Origin of the sequence: Arthrobacter sp. zg-Y750 (assembly GCF_020907365.1) — a bacterium.
GTDB lineage: Bacteria > Actinomycetota > Actinomycetes > Actinomycetales > Micrococcaceae > Arthrobacter_B.
Genome location: NZ_JAJJOC010000006.1, coordinates 127385 through 148271, shown reverse-complemented (window position 1 = coordinate 148271; position 20887 = coordinate 127385). Strand labels below are relative to the sequence as shown.

Sequence of the window (20887 nt, the reverse complement as noted above, 5' to 3'; positions counted from 1 at the left end):
ATATCAATTGCGTCTGCCGGAAAGATCGAATCAAGTCGGCGCAGCCGATGGTCAAGGGCGCTCAGCGCCGGCTGCCGACGCAGCCCTAGCGAAAGCTGACACCCGTGTCCTCAGAACCAGCGCCGGACGCCCCGGGTCACGGGGCGTCCGGACCGGACTTCCTCACCGCATTCAACACCGCACGTTTCGCTGAAGCGGAAGCCATGCTGCGCCCCTGCCTGGACATTCCCCGCTGGTGCAACGAGATTGCCGCAGCCCGGCCCTTCGCCACCGCCGGGGAGCTGCTGAGCTTTGCCGAACTGGCGGCCCCGGACTTCACCGAAGCCGAAGTCGACGGCGCCCTGGCGCACCATCCGCGGATCGGCGAGCGCCCGGCCGGCTCCGGGGTTGAAGGCGCCTTTTCCCGCAGCGAGCAGGCCTCCGTCAGCGGCTTGTCCGGCGTCAGGGACCGGCTGGGTGCAGGCAACCGCGCCTATGAGGACCGGTTCGGCCGGGTGTTCCTGATCCGCGCCGCCGGCCGCAGCGCCGAGGAGATCCTGGCCTCGCTCCAGGACCGCCTGCAGCACACGGTAGAAGAAGAACTGCCCGTCATCGCTGCCCAGCTGCGCGATATCGCCATCCTGCGCCTGGACGGACTGCTCCACCCATGACCCGCCACCGCGTCACCGAGGCCGAAGTGCAGGACGGCACCGGGCTGCGCGGCGTCGAACTGGCGGCGCCGGCGTATCCAAAGGCCTCGTCGCCGCCCTCTCCGCCCGCCAGATTCGCTGCTTCCGAAAAGGTCCAGTCATGAGCACCCCGCCCCCGAACACCCCGCCCCCGAACACCCCGCCCCCGAACACCCCGCCCCCGAATACCTCCGCACCGCGCTACTACGCCCCCGGTGGCGGCCTGCCCGCCCAAACCGAACTGCCCACCGGCCGGGCCGTGGTCACTGAGGCCTACACGGTGATTCCCCGCGGGGTGCTGCGCGACATTGTCACCAGCGTCCTGCCCGAATGGACGGACACCCGCACCTGGATCCTGAATCGCCCGGTGGCCGGCGGCACCACCACGTTCGCGCAGTACCTGGTGGAGGTGGGCCCGGGCGGCGGCTCGCGTGCTCCGGAACCGGAAATGGAAGTGGAGTCCTTCGTCTTTGTCCTGGATGGCACGCTCACCGTGCGGCTGCTGGGCACCGACCACCCCCTGTCCCCGGGCGGGTTCGCCTACCTGCCGCCCGAAGCACTCTGGGGCGCCTTCAACGATACGGACGAAACGGCCACGTTCGCCTGGATCCGCAAGGCCTGGCAGCCGCTGGCCGGGCGCACCCCGCAGCCGGTGTTCGGCAACGAGGCGGAGATTGAACCGGTGGGCATGCCGGGCGCGGACAACAAGTGGCGCACCACCTCGCTGATCCCCGTGGACGACGTCGCCTATGACATGCACGTGAACGTGGTGACCTTCGAACCCGGGGCAGTGAGCCCGTTCGCCGGAACCCACGTGATGGAGCACGGGCTGTACGTGCTGGAGGGCAAGGCCGTGTACCGGCTGAACCAGGACTGGGTGGAGGTGGAAGCCGGCGACTACCTGTCCCTGCGCGCCTTCTGCCCGCAGGCCTGTTACGCCGGCGGGCCCGGCAACTTCCGCTACCTCCTCTATCAGGACGTGAACCGCCAGGTCCTGCTGGGCGGCCGGCGATGAGCGGGCCTGTTTCCGATCCGGTCGGAGATGCCCGGGCCGGCGGTGCCCGGACCGGCTATTCGGTCAACTGCTCCATCCTCTTCACTGAGCTGCCGCTGCTGCAACGTCCCGCCGCGGCGCGGGCGGCGGGGTTCGACACCGTGGAATTCTGGTGGCCGTTCGCCGAACCCGTCCCGCCGGAAGCGGACGTGCGCGCCTTCGAGGCAGCCATCCGCGACTCCGGCGTGCAGCTGGGCGCCCTGAATTTCGACGCCGGAACCATGGATGCCGGGGAACGCGGGCTGCTCTCGCTGCCGCACCGCGGGGCGGACTTCCGCGCCAATGTGCAGGTGGTGGCCGGGATCGGCGAACGGCTGGGCTGCTTGCTGTTCAACGCCCTGTACGGCAACCGCAGCCCGGAGTATTCCCCGGCCGAGCAGGACGCCGAAGCGCTGCGGAACCTGCGCGAAGCTGCCGCCGCCGTCGCACCGTTCGGCGGCACCGTGCTGCTGGAACCACTCAGCGGCGCCCCGGACTATCCGCTGAAAACCGCCGCGGACGTCTTCGCGGTGCTCGCGGACCTGCACGGCGCCGGAACGGACAACGCGGCGCTGCTCGCGGACCTGTACCACCTGGCCGTGAACGGCGACGACGTCGCGGCGCTGCTGGCCGGCGGAGCCGCCGCCCGGTTCGGGCACGTGCAGATAGCCGATGCGCCCGGCCGGGGTGCACCGGGTACCGGGCAGCTGCCGCTGACGCAGTGGATCTCCGACCTCCGGGCTGGCGGCTACCGCGGGGAGGTGTCCCTGGAGTACCGGGCACCGCTGCGGAACGCGTTTGCCTGGCTGGAGGATCCCGGCGCCGGTGTGGGCTGACTTGGGGTGCGGATACGGGCACCCGCCCGGATTCACCCAGCACCGCGGAGCTGAAGGACCCGGAGTACGGGGACTTCAGTGCGGCCTGGGGCGGGGTGTCCTCCCTGCAGCTGGGCCTGGCCCTGATCTGGACCGAAGCCCGCACCCGCGCATCGGCCTGGACCAGGTGCTGCACTGGATGGCTGCCGGGCTGCGCTGGCCGGGCTGGTCAACAAGGGCGCCATCCGGGCGGGCAACGATGCCGACTTCGCGGTGTTCGCCGCCGAGGAGTCCTTCACCGTGGACCCGGCGGCCTTACACAGGAACCCGATCACGCCCTACGCCGGAAAGCAGCTCACCGGCGTCGTGCGCCGTACGCTGCTGGCGGGAACCGACGTCGATCCGGCCGTTCCGCGCGGCCGGCTGCTCCGCCGCGGGGACGCATAGGCAGGGTCATATCGGACATCGATGTGTTTCGCAGTTTCTCATGGTGGTGCACTGTAGGATTTGGTTTTTACGCCTCCGAAACGGTGCGACGCTAATCTCGAAAGGCAACATGGAAAACGTTTCCGGTAACCCGCACCAGCCAACAATTCCCCCTGCATATCCGGTCACCCCACCGATCGTGTATTTGCAGCCAGGCCAGCAAGTTGTTTATGTCCAGCAGCCAGTTTATGTCCAGGAGCCAGGGGCTTATCACCACCCCTCTCCGCGTCAAGTACGTCCCATATCCTCAGGGTTGGGGATTGCCGCCGGCGTTCTAGGGATACTCCTCGGATGTTGGAGCATCTTTATGTTTATGGGACTGGTCGCTTACCCGTATATGCCTTCTAACGATTCGACCGGGTTTGTGATCTTTCTTCATTTGACTGCTGCCTTGGCTGTGCTGGCCTTGGGAATCATAATGGTCATCCAGCACCGCGTACGCTCAAGACCGGTTCCCGCACTTCTTATTGGCGCGTGTGTTGGCTTGGTTGTTTCTGATATGTCTCTCGCGGCCATAGCCGGACTGCCTGCGGTAGCCATCTTCGCCATCATCGGTAGCCTTGCAGTCATCGTGGTCTCCGTCTGTGTTCTCTTCCGTGAGGCTGACTAGATACCGGGAAGGTAGGCGGCGAACAGAGGGCCCGGCGCGCCCAATGAGGAGGGACCCTACTGATACCGGCGTCACACAGGTGAGGGTGCCCACAATGACGGCCGTCGCATTTTAGGAACCGTGCGCCCTGAAAGTAGGGTCTACTTATGGCCCCATTTCGAAACAGCCGCGCGGCTGCGCTCCCCGCAAAACTCTCCCGTTCCTGGCTGCTGGCCTCCGCAGCCGACGAAGCGAACTTTGCACCGGCGCTCGCTTCCGAGGCTGATTCCGTGGTCTTCGACATGGAAGACGCCGTCCCCGCGCCCGGCAAGGCCGAAGCCCGTGAACGCGTTGTCGAGGCACTGTCCACCGGCATGACCGCCTGGGTCCGGGTCAACGGCATCGAAACCGATTACTGGGCCGATGACCTGGCCGCCCTGTCCAAGGCTCCGGGCCTGCGCGGCGTCATGCTGGCCATGACCGAAAAGCCCGAGCAGGTCACTCACACCGCCATGCGGCTGCAGGCCGGCACCCCGGTGCTCGCCCTGGTGGAATCCGCGCTCGGCATTGAAAACGCCACCGCCATCGCCAGCGCACCCGGCACCTTCCGGCTCGCCTTCGGCGTCGGCGACTTCCGCCGCGACACCGGCGCCTCGGACGAGCCGATGGCCCTGGCTTATGCCCGCTCCAAGCTCGTGGTCGCCTCCCGCGTGGGCCAGCTGCCCGGCCCCATCGACGGCCCCACCGTCGGCGCCCTGGGCGAGAAGCTGCTGGACGCCTGCAAGGTCACCCAGAGCATGGGGATGACCGGCAAGCTCTGCCTGATGCCCGAGGCCGCGGACTTCATCAACCAGGGACTGTCGCCAAGCGAATCCGAAATCACCTGGGCGCACGAGCTGCTCGAAGCGCACGCGGCCGGCGCCGTGGTGGGCGACGGCTCCTACCTGCCGCGCCTGGCCCGTGCACAGAAGATCTCCTCGCTGGCCGACTCCTACGGGCTGTGGAACGCCTAAGCGGTTTGTAGCCGGCTGACCAGCGGCGGTGTCTCACCAGCTGGTCAGCCGGCCGCGTCCGCCCGGTCCAGCAGCCGCAGCACCATCCGGGTCAGGGCAAAGGCGGCGTCCATGTCATAGTCCGGCTGGCTGATGTCCGCGAACAGATGCGCTGCGCCCGCATACAGGATCAGGTCCGCGTCCGGGCTGGACGCGGCCAGGTTCTCCGCGGCGTCCAGATCGCCCTCCTCCACGAAGTACGGGTCGGCGTCCATGCCGTGGACCTGCACCGGAACGGCCTCTGGCCAGCTGTCGGCGAAGGTGCCCAGCGGTGCGCACGCACTGACCAGCACCGCACCGCGGGCGCCGGGCCGGGTCTGCGCCAGCCGCTGCGCCGGCATCACGCCGAGTGAAAAACCGATGTAGACCATCTCCGGCGGAAACCGGTCGGCAATCCGTACGCCCAACTCTTCGACGGTGTCCATACCGAGCTCGGCGGCGTACTCGATCCCCTCGTCCAGGTTCCCGAAGACCCGCCCGTCATAGAGGTCCGGCACGGTCACGGTGTGCCCGGCCTCGCGCAGCACCTCAGCGAAGGCGTCCATCCCCGCGGTCAGGCCCAGGGCGTGGTGGAAGAGCAGGACGTTTGCCATCGGTTCTCCTAGGGCTCGACGAGGATGCCGTCATCGTCGGCGTAGAGCGTTGCGCCGGGACGGAAGGTGACGCCGCCGAACTCTACGGGCACATCCACCTCGCCGACAGAGTTCTTGGCGCTCTTGCGCGGGTTGGAGCCCAGCGCCTTCACGCCCAGCGGCAGCTTGGCGACGGCGGAGCGGTCGCGGATGGCGCCGTTGATCACGACGCCGGCCCAGCCGTTCTCCACGGCGGCCCCGGCAATCAGATCCCCCATCAGCGCGGTGTTCAGCGAGCCGGCGCCGTCGATCACCAAGACCGCGCCTTCGCCCGGGGAGTTTAGCAGCGACTTGATGATGCCGTTGTCCTCCAGGCAGCGCACGGTCCGGATGGGGCCGGTGAAGGCGGTGTGTCCGCCCAGGTCCTGGAACTGCAGGGACACGGAGGCCAGCTCGTCGCCGCGCTCGTCATAAAGGTCAGCTGTGCTCAGTCGGGTTTCCATGGCACCTACTGTGGCAGAGGCCGTGGCCGCAGCCGCGCTGCCACGCCGCGGCCGGCCAGGTGTGCGGCTAGGCCTTGGCGGGCTGGGCGTGGTCCTTGAGGACATCCACAATCTGGAGCAGGTCACCCACGGAGCTCGAGCGGTTGTCCCGTGTGGACTGGGGCCAGCCGCCGGGCAGTCCTTCGTTGTAATACAGTCCGTCGGCCAGCAGCGTGATGGCCCGGGCGATGGCCGGATCGCCCACTTCCTGCTGCACCATGTCGAACCAGCTGCCGTGGATCTGCTGCAGCAGGTCGGAGGCCGTGGGATCCGAAGCCTGCGCCAGCCGGACCACGCCGATCAGCGCCCGGTCCAGCGGGCTGCCCACATATACGGAGCTGCGGACCAGGTACCGGGCGGGGCCTTCGGGATCCTCCCGCATGGCCTGCAGGTCGACGTCGGCCAGCTCGCGCAGCCGCTCGATCAGCGCCCCGGCCATCGCTTCCTTGTTCTTGAAGTGGTACAGCAGGCCACCCTTGGAGACCTCGGCGCGTGCCACCACGGCGTCCAGGGTGGCACCGCGGGGGCCTTCATTGATCAGCAGTTCCTCGTAGGCATCGAGGATACGGTCCCGGGCGGGACGAGAGTTGGGCATGCTTTTACGCTACGCCATGAGCGGACTCCAATGCGGGCATTTGGAACCATACAGTCTAGACGGTACAGTAACTAGTCGAGGTTTTCCCTCACGAAATCCAAACACTTCAGAAGGAGGATGCCGTGCTGGCGGTTCAGGAAAGGCCCGCAGAAACGCGCGCTGGTAAGCGCGAATGGTGGGGACTTGCTGTCCTGATGCTGCCGGTTCTGTTGATCTCCATCGACAACAACGTGCTCAGCTTCGCCATCCCGTCGCTGTCCCAGGCGCTGGCCCCCAGCGGTGTGCAGCTGCTGTGGATCGTGGACATTTACGCCCTGATCCTCGCCGGACTGCTGGTTCCCATGGGCAGCCTCGGGGACCGGATCGGACGCCGGCGGCTGCTGATGATCGGCAGCGTGGGATTCGGGGTGCTCTCCCTGGTGGCGGCGTTCTCCATTTCGGCCACCATGCTGATCCTGGCCCGCGCCCTGATGGGTGTCTTCGGTGCCATGCTGATGCCCGCCACCCTGTCGCTGATCCGCAACATCTTCACTGTGCCCTCCCAGCGCCGCGTGGCGGTGGCCATCTGGGCGGCCGGTTTCTCCGGCGGCGCAGCCCTGGGCCCGATTGTGGGCGGCGTGCTGCTGGAACACTTCTGGTGGGGCTCGGTCTTCCTGCTCTCCATCCCCGTGCTGCTGCCGCTGCTGATCTTCGGTCCCATCCTGCTGCCCGAATCCAAGGACCCGAGCCCCGGCGCGGTCGATATCCTCGGCGTCGTCCTGGTTATGGGTTCGATGCTTTCGATCACCTACGGCATCAAGACCTTCGCGCACGACGGCGTGGTGCACGGCCTGCCGATCATCCTCGCCGGCCTGGTGCTCGGCACCTTGTTTGTGCGCCGCCAACTGCACCGCGAGAAGCCAATGCTGGATGTGCGGCTGTTCCGCAACCCCATCTTCACCGGCTCCATCAGCGCCAACCTGCTCAGCCTCTTCGCCATGGTGGGCTTCATCTTCTTCCTCTCCCAGCACCTGCAGCTGGTGGTGGGGCAGTCGCCCATCGAAGCCGGCCTGACCATGCTGCCCGGACTGGTGCTGACCATCATCACCGGCCTGGCCGTGGTACCGCTGGTAAAGCACTTGAAGCCCGCCTACGTGGTGGCCGGCGGCCTGCTCTTCAACGCGGCCGGCTACGCCCTGGTGTTCTTCGCCGGAGAATCGGTCACCGTGATGGAACTGGTGGTGGCGTTCCTGTTCCTCGGCGTTGGCGTGGGCGCAGCGGAAACCATCTCCAATGACCTGATCCTGGCCAGCGTGCCGCCGTCCCGGGCCGGCTCCGCGTCGGCGATCTCCGAGACCGCCTACGAAATCGGCTCCGTGCTGGGCACCGCCGTACTGGGCAGCATCCTCACCTCCGCCTACCGCACCCACGTCACCGTGCCGGACGGGCTGAGCCCCGAGCAGGCGGCTTCCGCCGGGGAAACCCTGGGCGGAGCCTTCGACGCGGCGCAGTCCCTTCCGGCGGAGAGTGCCTCGGCCCTGCTGCACTCGGCCCAGGCCGCGTTCGACTCGGGTGTCAGCCTGACCTCGCTGATCGGCGTGCTGGTGATGGTGGCGGCCGCTGCCGGCGCCGTCGTGCTGCTGCGCAAGGCACCCGCCGGGCACTAAAGGCCGGGCCAGCCGGTGCCCGCTAGTCCCGGTGCGGCCGGGCAATCAGGACCGGGCAATAGGCGTGGGACGCGACCGCGGCGCTCACGGAGCCAAGCAGCAGCCCGGCAAAACCGCCCCGGCCGCGGTTGCCCACCACGAGCATTTCCGCTCCCCGGCTGGCTTCCATCAGCACCCGAGCGGGCTGGCCGGCCACCGCTTCCTGGGTGAGGTCCTCCGGAGCTCCGCTGCCCTCGAACGCGGCGTCCACCGCCTCGGACAGTGCCCGCTCCGCTTCCACCCGCGGTGAGAACTCGGAGGTGGGAAACGGCATGGCCAGCATGGCCGGGTACTCCCAGACAGTGACCGCCTGGATCCGGCAGCCGAGCAGCTCGGCGAGCCGGGCCGCCATGCGCAGTGCGGCAATGGACTCCTCCGAGCCGTCCATGCCCACCACAATCCGTTTCCGGTGTGCCTCAGCCATGGGGGCTCCTTCCAATGTTTGCGTCCAGATACCCAGCAGTGTGCGCTTCATGAAGCGGTAATGGCCAGAGCACGGCGGCCCGGGCCAAATAGGATGTGGCATATGCCTGCCCTACCCGGATCCGCCCGGACAACCACCGCCATGACCACCGGGCTCCTATTGGTCCTCGCCCTGCTCTCGGCCACCGGCCCGTTTGCCACCGACCTGTACCTGCCCTCCTTCCCGCAGATGGCGGACCAGCTGGGCGCTTCGGCCACAGGGGTGCAGTTCACCCTCACCGCGTTCCTCATCGGCATGGCCGCCGGGCAGCTGGTCTTTGGGCCGTTCTCGGACCGGTACGGCCGGTTCCGTCCGCTGCTGCTCGGCTCGGTGCTGTTTGTGCTCGCCTCAGTGGTCTGCGCCGTGGCCCCGAACCTGCCGGTGCTCATTGCGGGCCGGCTCTTCCAAGGCCTGTTTGCCTCCGCCGGCGTCGTGATTGCCCGTGCCATCGTGGCGGACCTGACCTCCGGGCCTGCCGCGGCCCGCACCTTCAGCCTGCTCATGACCATCGGCGGCGTTGCACCGGTGCTCGCCCCCACCGTTGGCGGCATCCTGGCCGGCAGCGTCGGCTGGCGCGGAGTGCTCTGGGTGCTGGCGGGCCTGGCCGCTGCCATGCTGGCCGGGGTGGCCGGCGTCGTGCGGGAAACCCGGCCGGCGGAAAAGCGCAGCAGCGGGCCGATCCTGGGCGGCCTGGCCTCGGTACTGCGCCGCCGCCGGTTTGTAGGTTACGCGGTGCTGTTCGCCTCCACCTTCGGCGTGCTGATGGGCTATATTTCCGCGTCCCCGTTCATTTACCAGTCCCTGATGGGCCTTTCTCCGGCCGGATACGGGGTGGCCTTCGGCATTAATGCCCTTGGACTGGTGCTGGCCGGATTCATTTCCGCCCGGCTGGCCCGCACGGTGCCGCCGCGCCGTACTGTCAGCATCGCCGTTCCGGTCCTGCTGGGTGCGTCCGCCGTGCTGCTGCTCCTGGTGCTGCTCGATGTTCCGCCGCTGCTGCTGGCCGTGCCGATCTTCCTGGCCGCCTCTTCGGTGGGCTTCATCATGGGCAACACCACCAGCCTGGCCCTGGCCGAGGCGGGGTTCGCCGCCGGCAGCGGCTCGGCCGTGCTGGGCAGCGGACAGTTCCTGTTCGGTGCATTGGTCTCCCCGCTGACCGGCATTGCAGGCGAAGACACCGCTCTGCCGCTGGCCCTGGTGATGTGCGGCTCCGGGCTGGTGGCCGTGTTGGCGCTGCTGGCCACCCGTTCGCCGTCGTCGGCTCCCGACTTGAGCCGGAGCCGGGGCCGGGCATAGGGTGATAAGCATACTTACGTTAGCGTGAGTGACCGCCTTTTACGGCGGCCCGTATCCGGACCGCCCGAATGGACTGACCTACCGAAAGTGGGAACTTCTATGACAAACGGCAACAAGACGGACCAGTACACCTTCCAGAACCCCGTGGACCGCTACCCGAGCATCGCTCCGCCGGTGCAGGACCAGTCGGAGCCGGGCCTGGACAAGGACATGACTCCGCATGTGGACCACGGCGAGGACACCTACCGCGGCACCGGACGGCTCGAGGGCCGCAAGGCACTCATTACCGGCGGCGATTCCGGCATCGGTGCGGCCGTGGCTATCGCCTTCGCCCGTGAGGGTGCCGACGTCGCCATCTCCTACCTCCCCGAAGAGGAGCCCGACGCCGCGCACATCGCCGAGGTGGTGGAGGCAACCGGCCGCAAGCTCGTGAAGCTGCCCGGCGACCTGAAGGACCCCGCGTACTGCAGCAAGCTGGTGGAAGATGCGGTGTCTGCCCTGGGCGGGCTGGACATCCTGGTCAACAACGCCGGCAAGCAGATTGCCGTGGAGAACCTAGAGGATCTCTCCGACGAGCAGCTGGACCACACCTTCAAGACGAACATCTACTCGTTCTTCCGGGTAACCAAGGCAGCACTGAAGCACCTGCCCGCCGGTTCCAGCATCATCAACACCACCTCGATCCAGGCCTACCAGCCCTCGGCTGACCTGCTGGATTACGCCAGCACCAAGGCCGCGATCAACAACTTCACCAAGGGCCTGGGCCAGCAGCTGGCACCCAAGGGCATCCGCGTGAACGCCGTGGCACCGGGTCCGTTCTGGACCCCGCTGCAGCCTTCGGACGGACAGCAGAAGGACGCCCTGCCGACCTTCGGCCAGGACACTCCGCTGGGCCGCGCGGGCCAGCCGACCGAACTGGCTCCGGCCTACGTCTTCCTGGCCTCCCCGGAATCCAGCTACGTGATCGGCGAGACGCTGAACGTCAACGGCGGCACCCCCGCGCCGTAAGCGTTGGTTTCCGCTTAACCACAGGAAGGGCCCCGCAGCTGCGGGGCCCTTCCTGTGTGTTGTGCGCTGGGTATTAGCGGCTAACCGTCTCTTCGGTGCGGAAGTCGGCGCGGTCAATGCGGCGGTGGAACCGCATTCCGGCCAGGCCGCCCAGGATGGCGCCGATCAGGGTGACCACCAGGCTCGCGGCCACGGCAAGCCAGGTGCCGGCGCTCACGTTCTCCAGGTTCTCCGGCAGCGGGGCCACGGAGTTCAGCTGGCTGATGCTGCGGATGTCGCTGCCGTAGATCAGGCCGAGGATGACGACGACGGCGGCGGCGATCAGTGCCCACAGCCAGACGGCGAGTCCCTGCTTGAGCCCGTTGAAGCGTGCCATCCGGCCGGCCACGTAGCCGCCGGCGTAGTAGGAGAGCAGCAGCACCACAAGCATGATGACGGCGCCGATGATGCCCGCGGACTGGTTGGCGGCGGCTGATTCCAGTGCCGCACCCAAATTCGTTTCAGCGGAGAGGCCGATGGCGGCGCCGATAGCCGCGGCCAGTGCCGAAAGCAGCACCACCATGCCGGTGGCGGTCAGCCAGCCGAAGAAGGCCGAGCCGAACTTCATGCCGCCGAAGCGCTCCTTTTCCCGGGCCAGCAGTGCTTCCCGGTTGGGGAGGGCAGCTTCGCGGACCACGCCGTCACGGTCGGCGTCGTCGTGGCGGGTGCCGTGGGCGTCGCGTACATCCCGGTCTGCGCGGTCGGTGTGCCGGTTGTGGTCCGTCTCCTCCGGGAGGTCCCGGCTGGCCGTTACCGGGGCAACCCGCGTGCGGGTGTCTTCGGCGTGGCGGGAGTCCGTCGCGGGGACCGCGCGCGTGGCGGTGTCCTCGGTGGCGGGGACCGCGCGCGTACGGGTGTTCTCGTCGGCGGTGTGGCCAGCGGTCGGGTGCTCATTCGAAGCGGCCGGTGCAACCCGCGTTTCCTCATATCCGTCCGCGGGCTGGGCCGTGTGGCTGCCCGTGTGGCGGCCGGTACCCTCAACCGGAGTGGTTGCAGGTGCGGAGTCCGTGCGGATCACCCTGGTGCCGGTATCTTCGGTGCCGTGTTCCGGGGCAGTGCGGGCGGCGTCATCGGCAGCGGGCCGGTCTGAGCGGTCCCGCATCGGACCGCCGTCAGCGGCGCCGCGGCCGGCCGCGGAAGCGTTAGAGGTGTTCCCTGGTTCGGTGCTCATTACTGCATCTCCTGTTTTCCGTCCGGTGATTCGGGCTGAAGATGCCACCATATAAGCATCCTTACTAATTTCTCCACCCGGCGTGGCGGGCAGTTTGCGGAATTTCCGGGCACCGGGCCGCCGAATCGCTCCGTTTTGGGGAAAATCTACCGGTTTGGGAATTCCCTGCCACTGCGCAGCGGAGGGATTTCCCAAACCGGCAGCAGAATCCCAAACCGGCGGCGGATTCCCAAACCGGCGGCAGAATCCCAGACTGGCGGCAACACGTCCCGGGCACATGACCTACCCCGGTGAACCCGCCCGCATCCCGTCGCGGCACCCGGTGAACGAACCCGCCCGCATCCCGTCGCGGCAATCTGGCGCCCCCCCCCGCAAGCCGTCAAACCCATTCAGTGTGCAGCAGATGCGGCCTAACCGGTCCCCAAGGAGCATCTGCTGCACTATGAACGTCGCGGCGGCGCGTTCCACGGAGTCAGGGGGCACCGCTCGGCCGAATCACTCCGTTTTCGCTCCGTTTTGGGGAAATTCGACCGGTTTGGGAATTCCCTGCCACTTCAAACCGGCAGCAGAAGCCCAAACTGGCAGCAGAATCCCAAACCGGACGCCAAACCACCCCCGGAACCAAAATGCGCGGGTCGGGAAGAACCGGTGGAAGACTGGTGCCATGGATCCCGACCTTCTGATAACCCTCGTCGCAGCCCTGGTGATCGCCGTAGGGCTGACCGGCATTGTGGTGCCCGTGCTCCCAGGCAGCATCCTGATCATCATTGCCCTGCTGGGCTGGGCCTACGGCGTGCAGAGTCCGGCCGGCTGGTGGACCTTCGGGATCGGCGCGGTGCTGCTGGTCGCCGGCATGCTCGCTAGCACGTTCCTCACCGGGAGGCGGCTGAAGGAACGGAAAATCCCCACCCGCTCCATCGTCGCTGGTGTGGTGCTGGGCGTCGTGGGTATGTTCACCATCCCGGCCGTCGGGCTGTTCGTGGGATTCGCCGTCGGCCTGCTGCTGAGCGAGTGGCTGCGCCAGCGGGACCTGCGCACCGCATGGTCCTCCAGCCTGGCCACGCTGAAGGCCATGGGGATCGGCATCCTGGCCGAACTCGCGCTGGCATTAACCGCCGGCGGTATCTGGGGTGCGGGCGTCTGGGTGCACTTCGCGACCCGCTAGGTCGACGACGGCGACCGGCCGGTACCGGTGCCGCCAGCACCCTTCCCGGGCCGGCAGCACCCTTCCCAGGCGGCAGCACCCTTCCCGCGCCCCAGCACGGACCAGTAGGCTCTGGACATGAATGAGCCCGGGATCAACCGCCGTCTCCGGGCAGTGGAGGACCTCCTCACCTTGATGGACGGCCTGTTTGTCCAGGACGCAGTGCGGTGGACCGAAACGGCCGGGGGAGCATGGTGGAACTCCTTTTACTCCGACCGGAGCCGTCCGGTCCCGTTCTTCGCGGACAAACCGGATGAAAACCTTGCCGCACTGGTCCGGAACACCCTGCGCGGACCAACCCGGGTCTTGGATCTGGGCTCTGGACCGGGACGCAACGCCCTGTTCCTCGCGGAGCAGGGCTGCACTGTCGACGCCGTGGACCTCTCGTCCACCGCGGTCGAGTGGAGGAAGGAACGGGCCCGGGACCGGAATCTCGACGTCGCTTTCACCTGTGGCGACGCATTCACGCTCCCGCCGGAGGCAATCCCCGGACCTTACGGACTGGTCTACGATTCCGGCTGCCTCCACCATCTTCCGCCGCACCGGCGGATCAGCTACCTGCAGCTGCTTGAGCGCACGCTAGCCCCGGGCGGCTACTTCGGCCTGGCCTGTTTCGCCAGCGAGCAGATGGGAACCGAGCTCCCCGATGACCAGCTGTACCGGGACGGACAGTTCGAGGCGGGCATGGCCTTCAGCCCGGCAGATCTCCGCTGGATTTTCGAGGACTTCGAAGAAATCGCGATTCGGCCCATGATTCCCCAGGGCAAAGACTCGCCCTTGTTTGGAGAACCGTTCCTGCTCACCGCACTTTTCCGCAAGCCCGAGGCCTAGAGGCCCGCTGCCCCCGCCCCGACTACTCCGCCGCGGTCACGAATTCCGCCAGGTTCCGCAGCTGATCCACCCGGCACTCGGGCTTCACGTACATCATGTGCCCGGCCTCGTAGTAGTGGTGGCTGAACCGGGCCCGGGCGGCGTCGTCCATCCGCAGGTGCGCCCATACGTATTCCGCGGCGAAATGCGGGGTCGCGCCGTCGTAATAGCCGTAGTCCACATGCACCCGCAGCGCCGGAATGTGCACCAGCAACCGTTCCAGGGTGCCGGTGACATCCACCGGGACGCCCTCGAAACTCTTGTAGCTCCACGGCTGGACCCGGCCGGTAAGGATTTCGTAGGGCAGGTCATTCTCGTAACCCAGTTCGGCGCGCAGATAGTGGTTGACCGCTGCCGAGTAGGGACCGTTGATTGCCGTCATGCTCGGATCGTCCCAGTTGATCCAGTCCTGCTGGTGCGCCGGCGCCGCGGTGAACCGCCCGTCGATTCGGCCCACCGCCAGGTTCTCTTCCCGCAGCAGCTCGGCCGAGAACATGGAGTAGTCCCAGCGCAGGTTGGTGCGGCGGATGAACCCCTCGCTCAGGGTGGTGATTTCCGCGAGCCGGCGGACGACGTCGTCGTACTCCTGCGCGCCCAGCCGGGACCCCTTGTGCAGGGCCAGCACGTAGTCCCCGGACGCGTACTCTTCGGCTTCCCGCACGACGTCGGCCAGCTCCCGGCCCGGATGGCGGCCGTGGTAGTGCGCAATGGCGGCGTACGTGGGCAGGTGCAGCGGATACGGGGTGTCCCGGCCCGGCGCGAAATCCAGGGTCGCCATGTTCAGCACCGTGGAGACCAGGCCCAGGCCGTTGACCGCCAAACCGTAAGCATCAAACAGCTTCCCCGCCACAGCGACGGCGCGCAGGGTGCCGTAGGACTCGCCCACAAGGTACTTGGGGCTCAGCCAGCGGTTGTTGCGGGTGGTCCATAGCCGGATCACCTCCGCCACCAGGTCCCGGTCCTCTTCGAAGCCGTGGAACTCGCCTGCGTCGTTGCCGTCCACTACGCGGGAGAAGCCGGTGTTCACCGGGTCGATCATCACGAGGTCCGCGTGCTCGAGCAGGGTGTCCGGGTTGTCGACCAGGCCGAACGGCGGCGGAGCCAGCGCACCGGCGTCGCCGGAAACCACCATCCGCGGACCGAGCAGGCCCATGTGCAGCCAGACCGAGGCGGACCCGGGCCCGCCGTTGAAAGCGAACACCACCGGACGGCGGTTGGGGCCGGTCTCGGGAGCATCCGCAGTGTAGGCGACCATGAAAATTTCCGCCTTGGGCCGAAAGCCGTCCGACTTGCCGTCCTTGACCTCTTCCTTGCGGAACACCAGCCGGCCGGCGGTGGTGGTGTATTCCCGGCCTGAGGGCAGCGTGTGGCGGCGGACGGCGAAGTCGTCGCTCACGTCGACCTTGGCGCCGGCCGCGGCGGTGCCGGATGCGGAGGAGGCGGAGGAGGCGCCGTCGCCGGAGATGCCGGAAGCCGGCGGGGCAGGGGTTTCGGGATGTTCCGGGGAGACCATGGCAAGCACACTACCTGCCCGGAACCGGTTTACCCGGTCTCTACGGACGGTTTCACTTTTCGGGGCGGGCAGCGTCCGCTTTGCTCTTCCATGCCTCCGGCCATCGGTCTACGTTGGGACCACCGTGACCGGCCGCGGCTCCCGACATGCGGGTTCTGTCTCGCGCGGCGGTCCCCAAGGTGCGGAGGAATTGCATGTTTTTCCATAAACAGGAACTCCAGTTCAAGTCCACCCCGGACAAGCCAGACGCCGTTTATGCCCGGAAGCTACAGGAGGTCCTGGGCGGCCAGTACGGTGAAATCACTGTGGCCATGCAGTACGGCTTCCAGTCGTGGAACTCCCATATACCGGGCAAATACCGGGATCTGCTCTACGGCATCGCCGCAGAGGAAATGGGCCACGTCGAAATGCTTGCCATCATGATTGCCCAGCTGCTGGAAAAGGCTCCGCTGGGAATTACCAATGACGCCGTCCAATCCGATCCGACGGTAGCGGCAGTGATGGGCGGCATGGACGTGCAGCACGCGATTGTTGCCGGTGCGGGTGCCCGCCCGGTGGACAGCAACGGCAACCCGTGGACGGGCGGTTTCGTCACGGCCAGCGGCAACATGCTGGCCGACTTCACCTCCAACGCCAACATCGAGATGCAGGGCCGCCTTGCCGTGGCCCGGCTCTATCACATGACCGATGACCACGGAATCCGGGACCTGCTGTCCTTCCTCCTGGCGCGGGACACCATGCATCAGAACCAGTGGACCACCGCGGCCCTGGAACTTCAGGCGGAGAACATGGAACAGCTTCCGGTCCCCAGCAATTTCCCGCTGAGCAAGGAATACCGGGAGGTGTCCTACCAGTACCTGAACTTCTCCGACGGCCAGCATGCGTCCGAGGGCTCCTGGGCGAAGGGCCCCACCCCCGACGGGCACGGTGAGTTCAGCTACCACGACGGACCCACGACATCGGCCCCCATGCCGCCGCCCACCCACCCCGATGTACGGTTCTACGGCACCACGGAGGTGCCCAACACCGTGGAGAAGGCAGCGGGCAGCGCGCAGGACAAGCTCAAGAAGGAGTAGCGGCCCCGGGGGCGGCATGACCGGCAGAACCGGGCGCGGCAGCACGGCGCCCGGTCCTGCCGTGCCCGGGCACCGCCGGGGAAGCCGGGCAAGCCGCGCACCGGCTGATTCCCGCCGCGGCGGGCCCCTCGGTAGGCTGGGAAACAAAGCACCCTGACTATCGAGGACGTCCTTTGATTCCGAAACTGCCCGCACCGGACAGCTCCCTGGCCTTCCTGCGCGAGGGCTACACGTTCATTTCATCCCGCTGCGACCGCCTGGGCACCGACCTGTTCCGGACCCGGATTGCCGGCCGCCCCGTGTACTGCATGCGCGGTGCCGAAGCGGCGCAGATCTTTTACGACGGCGACCGGTTCAGCCGCAAGGGCGCCCTGCCGCCCACTGTGGTGCACCTGCTCCAGGACAAGGGCAGCGTCCAGACGCTCGACGGCGCCGCGCATCATCACCGCAAGGCTATGTTCACGGCCATGATGGCACCGGAGTCCATTGCCCGGATCGGCTCCATCTTTGAGGACGTGTGGTGCCGCCGCACCGCCGGCTGGTCCGGGAAACCCGTGGTGCTGCACGAGGAATCCCGCTGGATGCTTACCGCCGCCGCGTGCGAATGGGCCGGCATCCCGCAGCCCGACGCCGTGGTGGACCGGCGGGCCGCCGAGTTCGGCCTGATGGTGGACCAGGCCGGGTCCTTCGGCCCGGCCAACTGGTGGGCGCAGCTGCGCCGCCGCAGTACCGAGAGATGGGCGCAGGGAATCGTCAGCGCCATCCGCTCCGGTTCGCTGGAGGTGTCGCCGACGTCGGCCGCCGGCCTGGTAGCCGGGCACCGGGACCCGGAGGGGCAGCTGCTGCCGGTGGACATTGCTGCGGTGGAACTGCTCAACGTGCTGCGCCCGATTGTGGCCGTGGCCCGCTTCATCACCTTCGCCGGCACGGCGCTGGTGGAACACCCGCAGTGGCGGCAGCAGTTCGCCGGCGGCAGCGACGAGGACCGAGCCGACCTGGAGCCGTTTGCGCAGGAGGTCCGGCGCTTTTATCCGTTCTTCCCGGCCATCGCCGGCACTGTGCTGAAGGACTTTTCCTGGAACGGCCACGACTTCCGGCCAGGTTCCTGGGTGATGCTGGATATCTACGGCACCAACCACGATTCCCGGCTGTGGCCGGATCCGGAGGCTTTCCGCCCCGAACGGTTCCGCACCTGGGATGACAACCCCTACCGGCTGGTGCCGCAGGGTGCCGGGCAGGTGTCCACGGCCCACCGCTGCCCGGGGGAGGGGCTGACCCTGGAACTGGTGAAAACCGCCGTGCGGCTGTTGGCCGAAGGCGGGTACGGGGTTCCGGCGCAGGACCTGAGCATCTCGCTGTCCCAGCTGCCCTCAATCCCGCGGTCCGGGCTGCTGCTCACCGCGGCCGGGCCCGCCGGCAGGGGTACGGTCTAGCCGGCCGCCGGCCCGGGCCCGGGTACGGGGTCGGCGCCGGTGCCCGCGCCGGCGCCGGTCCCGGTTGCAGAATGGCTGCTGTTCTTCCCGAAGTAATGCGCCAGGAAGAAACCCATCGCCACGGCTCCGGCGGTCACGGCCGCGCGGTTCCGCTGGTCCAGTCCGCCCCGGCCCAGCAGCGCGGCGCCGCCCACGGCGTTGACGGCACTCCAGGCGGCGTTGGTTACCGGACCGGAGAGGCCTACGCCGGGCGGCGAGGCAAACGGTGATGGAAACTGCCGGCCCTGCACGGCGCTGACGCCGTGCGGTACAGCGTTGGCCAAGAGCACCCCGGCGAAGAACTTGGAAACCATAGTCATGGGGCGAGCGTACCCCGGAGGTTCTGCCGCCGGTTTACGTTTCTGCTGCGGGTTTGAACCGGCAGCAGAAACCGAAAGCGGCAGCAGAAGCGGAATGCTAGGCGACAGTGTTCTCTGCGGGACTCTTCGCGCTGCGGGCCCCGGCAGAGGTGAGGTGCGGAGCCGGCTTGGCGTAGAACAGCGACGCCAGCAGCGCCACGACAATCACAGCGGCCGGCAGGTACAGCGACTGGCCCATGGCCTCGGAATAGCCGGCCTTCAGCGCCTCCGGGAACGCGCCCGCGGCAGGTGCGGTGCCGCCGTCGGCCGCCCCGCCGCCCAGATGCGCGGTCAGGCGGGACTGCATGATCGCAGCAATGGCGCTGCTGCCAATCACCGCACCGAACTGGCGCGTGGTGTTGTAGACGCCGGACCCGGCACCGGCGACGTTGGCCGCCAGGTTACGGGTGGCGGTCAGCGATACGGACGGCCAGATGCAGGCGTTCGCCAGGCCCATCAGCAGCATCGGCAGGACCAGCTGCCAGTAGGGGACATCCGGGCTGAGCAGGGCGCCGAGCCAGATCAGCGACGCCGCCATGGCCGCAAAACCGAACACGGCGATGAACTTGGGATTGCCGCGCTGCACGGTTTTGCCCGCGAGCGGGGCCAGCACACCGGACAGCACCGCCATGGGGGCGAGCAGCAGGGCTGCCTGCGTGGGGCTGAGGCCGCGCACGTTCTGCGCAAAGAGGATCAGCGGCAGGGAGAACGCCGTCACGGCGAAGCCCATACCGGTGATGGAGATGTTGGCCAGGGAGAAGTTGCGGTCCCGGAAGAGCTTCAGGGGCAGCAGCGGCTCGGCTCGGTTCAGGCGCTGCCAGAGGACAAACAGGGCCAGCAGCACAATGCCGGCAATGATCAGCGACCAGACCGAAATGGGACCGGCAATGGTGCCCCAGTTGTAGCTTTCGCCTTCCTGGATGCCGAAGACCAGGGCGAACATGCCCGCGGCGCTGAGGAGGACACCCAGGTAGTCGAAGCGGTGCACTGACGTGGAGAGTTTCGGTACCAGCCGGTAGGCGAGGATGAAGCCCACAATGCCCACGGGGACGTTGATGAAGAAGATCCATTCCCAGCCCAGGCCGTCCACCAGGACGCCGCCGAGGATCGGCCCGACCAGGGTCGCGACGCCGGCCGTGGCGCCCCACAGGCCCAGGGCGGTGCCGCGCTTTTCCGGCGGGAAGATCCGGGTGATCACGGACATGGTCTGCGGCGTCATCAGTGCGGCGCCGAAGCCCTGGAAGACACGGGCCAGGATGAGTCCGTCAACGCTGCCCGCAAAACCGCACCAGAGGCTGGAGAGGGTGAAGACCACCAGGCCGATCAGGTAGACGCGGCGCGGGCCGAAGCGGTCGCCGAGCCGGCCGGTGATCAGCAGCGGCACGGCGTAGGCCAGCAGGTAGGCACTGATCACCCAGATGACCTTGTCCAGGCCGGCGCCCAGGTCCTCCATGATGGCAGGGGTGGCGATGTTAACGATCGTGGAGTCCACCAGGATCATGAAGAATCCGATGACCAGGGACCACAGGGCAGGCCAGGGCCTGACGGTGTCCGGGGAGAGGTTTTTCAAGGTGCGTCGCTGCCGTTCGGAATAGTGGTGTCGGAAAAGGCCGAAGTCCATTCTGGCCCTGCGTGCCCTAGAGGCAAACCCGTGACGGTGCCCGCATATTCCGGCCTCCGGTAATCCGTGCAATCACCGGGCGTTGAAGACCGTGCCGTTGCGCGGCAGCCACGGCCCGGGACCGCCGTCGGGATGCCGGAACGCCAGCGGCAGGCCGCGGCAGGCGGACCAGTCCGTTGAGTCCGTGACCTGGAGGTGGACATGCGGTTCGGTGCTGTTGCCGGAGTTCCCGCATCCACCGATCCGTGCACCTTCGGCGACCAAGGCGCCCGGCACGGCGGCAATCGATCCCCGGCGCAGATGGGCCAGCAGCACATACGGGCCGTCGGGGGCGAGGGCGATGACCACGTGGTTGCCGGCAATGGCATTCGGTCCCTGCCGCACCCGGCCCGCCTGCGTCAGGGCGTAGGCGAGCAGCGCGGGCTGCGAGCGGCGCGCTTCGTGGTCGGGCTCGCCGTCGTGCACGGAGACCACGGTGCCCGACGACGGCGCCAGCACCGGTGTGCCGAACCCGCGGAAATCTTCCGGCGCCTCGGTGGCGAACAGTGCCCGCCAGCCCGGCGGACCGGACCGGCCATGCCCGTCCACGGCCACGAAATCTATGGCGTAGGTAGTTCCGAACAGGTCCGTGCCGTGGCTGGGGACGCGGTTCGCCGGGCTGTTCTGCGTGAGCCAGCGGCCGGTGAACGGCAGGCCCAGGACAGTGGGTGCCGGTTCCGCCGGCGGCGGTGGCGGCAGGGCGGTGGACATGAGGACCT

General features: G+C 67.7%; 22 protein-coding genes and 1 pseudogene. 14 read left to right on the top strand and 9 right to left on the bottom strand.

Features of this window, described 5'->3' with window-relative positions:
* The first annotated feature begins 104 nt into the window (after positions 1-104).
* From uraD to LOC57_RS03645, 7 genes and pseudogenes are all read left to right on the top strand, one after another.
* Complete coding sequence (gene uraD / locus LOC57_RS03675; RefSeq protein WP_283996173.1) at positions 105-650, top strand: 2-oxo-4-hydroxy-4-carboxy-5-ureidoimidazoline decarboxylase; 546 nt, start codon at positions 105-107, stop codon at positions 648-650.
* Positions 647-793, top strand: a complete 147-nt coding sequence (locus LOC57_RS03670) for a hypothetical protein (protein WP_227911918.1) — start codon at positions 647-649, stop codon at positions 791-793. Before uraD ends, LOC57_RS03670 begins: the two co-directional genes overlap by 4 nt.
* Entirely contained in the window at positions 790-1683 is an 894-nt protein-coding gene (locus LOC57_RS03665) for a bifunctional allantoicase/(S)-ureidoglycine aminohydrolase (RefSeq protein WP_229958141.1), read from the top strand. The genes LOC57_RS03670 and LOC57_RS03665 overlap by 4 nt, the downstream gene beginning before the upstream one ends.
* Complete coding sequence (locus LOC57_RS03660) at positions 1680-2537, top strand: hydroxypyruvate isomerase family protein (protein ID WP_229958139.1); 858 nt, start codon at positions 1680-1682, stop codon at positions 2535-2537. The genes LOC57_RS03665 and LOC57_RS03660 overlap by 4 nt, the downstream gene beginning before the upstream one ends.
* Positions 2538-2569: 32 nt before the next feature.
* Positions 2570-2963 (top strand): annotated as a pseudogene (locus tag LOC57_RS03655) (allantoinase AllB); the annotation flags it as partial.
* Between the two features lie 109 nt (positions 2964-3072).
* Positions 3073-3612 carry a hypothetical protein gene (locus LOC57_RS03650; RefSeq protein ID WP_229958137.1) on the top strand — a complete coding sequence of 180 codons (540 nt, stop codon included), beginning with the start codon at positions 3073-3075 and terminating at the stop codon, positions 3610-3612.
* A gap of 146 nt (positions 3613-3758) precedes the next feature.
* The gene (locus LOC57_RS03645) at positions 3759-4604 is read left to right on the top strand and encodes an HpcH/HpaI aldolase/citrate lyase family protein (RefSeq protein ID WP_229958128.1); all 846 of its coding nucleotides are present in this window, start codon (positions 3759-3761) and stop codon (positions 4602-4604) included.
* 44 nt (positions 4605-4648) lie between these two features.
* Here LOC57_RS03645 and LOC57_RS03640 read toward each other — a convergent pair whose 3' ends face one another.
* The 3 genes from LOC57_RS03640 to LOC57_RS03630 all read right to left on the bottom strand — a co-directional run bounded on the left by LOC57_RS03640 (position 4649) and on the right by LOC57_RS03630 (position 6352).
* Positions 4649-5236: a dienelactone hydrolase family protein gene (locus tag LOC57_RS03640; RefSeq protein ID WP_229958126.1), complete on the bottom strand. Its 588-nt coding sequence runs from the start codon at positions 5234-5236 to the stop codon at positions 4649-4651.
* Positions 5237-5244: 8 nt separating this feature from the next.
* Positions 5245-5718 carry a ribonuclease E activity regulator RraA gene (gene rraA, locus LOC57_RS03635; RefSeq protein ID WP_229958124.1) on the bottom strand — a complete coding sequence of 158 codons (474 nt, stop codon included), beginning with the start codon at positions 5716-5718 and terminating at the stop codon, positions 5245-5247.
* Between the two features lie 67 nt (positions 5719-5785).
* The gene (locus tag LOC57_RS03630; protein ID WP_229958122.1) at positions 5786-6352 is read right to left on the bottom strand and encodes a TetR/AcrR family transcriptional regulator; all 567 of its coding nucleotides are present in this window, start codon (positions 6350-6352) and stop codon (positions 5786-5788) included.
* Positions 6353-6474: 122 nt separating this feature from the next.
* On the opposite strand from LOC57_RS03630, the gene LOC57_RS03625 reads away from it, so the two are divergent.
* Positions 6475-7998 (top strand): MFS transporter, encoded by a 1524-nt coding sequence (locus tag LOC57_RS03625; RefSeq protein ID WP_229958120.1) that lies wholly within the window; start codon positions 6475-6477, stop codon positions 7996-7998.
* A 22-nt stretch (positions 7999-8020) separates the two neighbouring features.
* On the opposite strand, the gene LOC57_RS03620 is transcribed toward LOC57_RS03625, so the two are convergent.
* Positions 8021-8461, bottom strand: coding sequence for a universal stress protein (locus tag LOC57_RS03620; protein ID WP_229958118.1), 441 nt, complete (start codon positions 8459-8461; stop codon positions 8021-8023).
* 102 nt (positions 8462-8563) lie between these two features.
* Here LOC57_RS03620 and LOC57_RS03615 point away from each other — a divergent pair, with 102 nt between their 5' ends.
* Together LOC57_RS03615 and LOC57_RS03610 are read left to right on the top strand one after the other, a co-directional pair.
* On the top strand, positions 8564-9796 hold the full coding sequence (locus LOC57_RS03615) for a multidrug effflux MFS transporter (RefSeq protein ID WP_229958116.1): 1233 nt from the start codon (positions 8564-8566) through the stop codon (positions 9794-9796).
* Positions 9797-9895: 99 nt separating this feature from the next.
* Positions 9896-10804 (top strand): SDR family oxidoreductase, encoded by a 909-nt coding sequence (locus tag LOC57_RS03610; protein ID WP_229958113.1) that lies wholly within the window; start codon positions 9896-9898, stop codon positions 10802-10804.
* A 73-nt stretch (positions 10805-10877) separates the two neighbouring features.
* On the opposite strand, the gene LOC57_RS03605 is transcribed toward LOC57_RS03610, so the two are convergent.
* On the bottom strand, positions 10878-12014 hold the full coding sequence (locus LOC57_RS03605) for a TIGR04086 family membrane protein (RefSeq protein ID WP_229958111.1): 1137 nt from the start codon (positions 12012-12014) through the stop codon (positions 10878-10880).
* Positions 12015-12678: 664 nt separating this feature from the next.
* On the opposite strand from LOC57_RS03605, the gene LOC57_RS03600 reads away from it, so the two are divergent.
* Together LOC57_RS03600 and LOC57_RS03595 are read left to right on the top strand one after the other, a co-directional pair.
* Positions 12679-13179: a DUF456 domain-containing protein gene (locus LOC57_RS03600; protein ID WP_227925646.1), complete on the top strand. Its 501-nt coding sequence runs from the start codon at positions 12679-12681 to the stop codon at positions 13177-13179.
* Between the two features lie 117 nt (positions 13180-13296).
* A complete protein-coding gene (locus LOC57_RS03595) occupies positions 13297-14049 on the top strand; it encodes a class I SAM-dependent methyltransferase (protein WP_229958109.1) in 753 nt (250 codons plus the stop codon).
* 22 nt (positions 14050-14071) lie between these two features.
* On the opposite strand, the gene LOC57_RS03590 is transcribed toward LOC57_RS03595, so the two are convergent.
* Entirely contained in the window at positions 14072-15601 is a 1530-nt protein-coding gene (locus LOC57_RS03590; protein ID WP_229958107.1) for a S10 family peptidase, read from the bottom strand.
* Between the two features lie 194 nt (positions 15602-15795).
* Here LOC57_RS03590 and LOC57_RS03585 point away from each other — a divergent pair, with 194 nt between their 5' ends.
* Entirely contained in the window at positions 15796-16677 is an 882-nt protein-coding gene (locus tag LOC57_RS03585; protein WP_227911904.1) for a manganese catalase family protein, read from the top strand.
* A gap of 173 nt (positions 16678-16850) precedes the next feature.
* On the top strand, positions 16851-18110 hold the full coding sequence (locus LOC57_RS03580) for a cytochrome P450 (protein ID WP_227911903.1): 1260 nt from the start codon (positions 16851-16853) through the stop codon (positions 18108-18110).
* Here LOC57_RS03580 and LOC57_RS03575 read toward each other — a convergent pair.
* From LOC57_RS03575 to LOC57_RS03565, 3 genes are all read right to left on the bottom strand, one after another.
* Positions 18107-18469: a hypothetical protein gene (locus tag LOC57_RS03575; RefSeq protein WP_229958106.1), complete on the bottom strand. Its 363-nt coding sequence runs from the start codon at positions 18467-18469 to the stop codon at positions 18107-18109. The two genes, LOC57_RS03580 and LOC57_RS03575, sit on opposite strands and share 4 nt — an antisense overlap.
* A 97-nt stretch (positions 18470-18566) precedes the next feature.
* A complete protein-coding gene (locus tag LOC57_RS03570) occupies positions 18567-20129 on the bottom strand; it encodes a DHA2 family efflux MFS transporter permease subunit (RefSeq protein ID WP_227925634.1) in 1563 nt (520 codons plus the stop codon).
* A 72-nt stretch (positions 20130-20201) separates the two neighbouring features.
* The gene (locus LOC57_RS03565; RefSeq protein ID WP_229958104.1) at positions 20202-20879 is read right to left on the bottom strand and encodes a M23 family metallopeptidase; all 678 of its coding nucleotides are present in this window, start codon (positions 20877-20879) and stop codon (positions 20202-20204) included.
* Between the last annotated feature and the right edge of the window lie 8 nt (positions 20880-20887).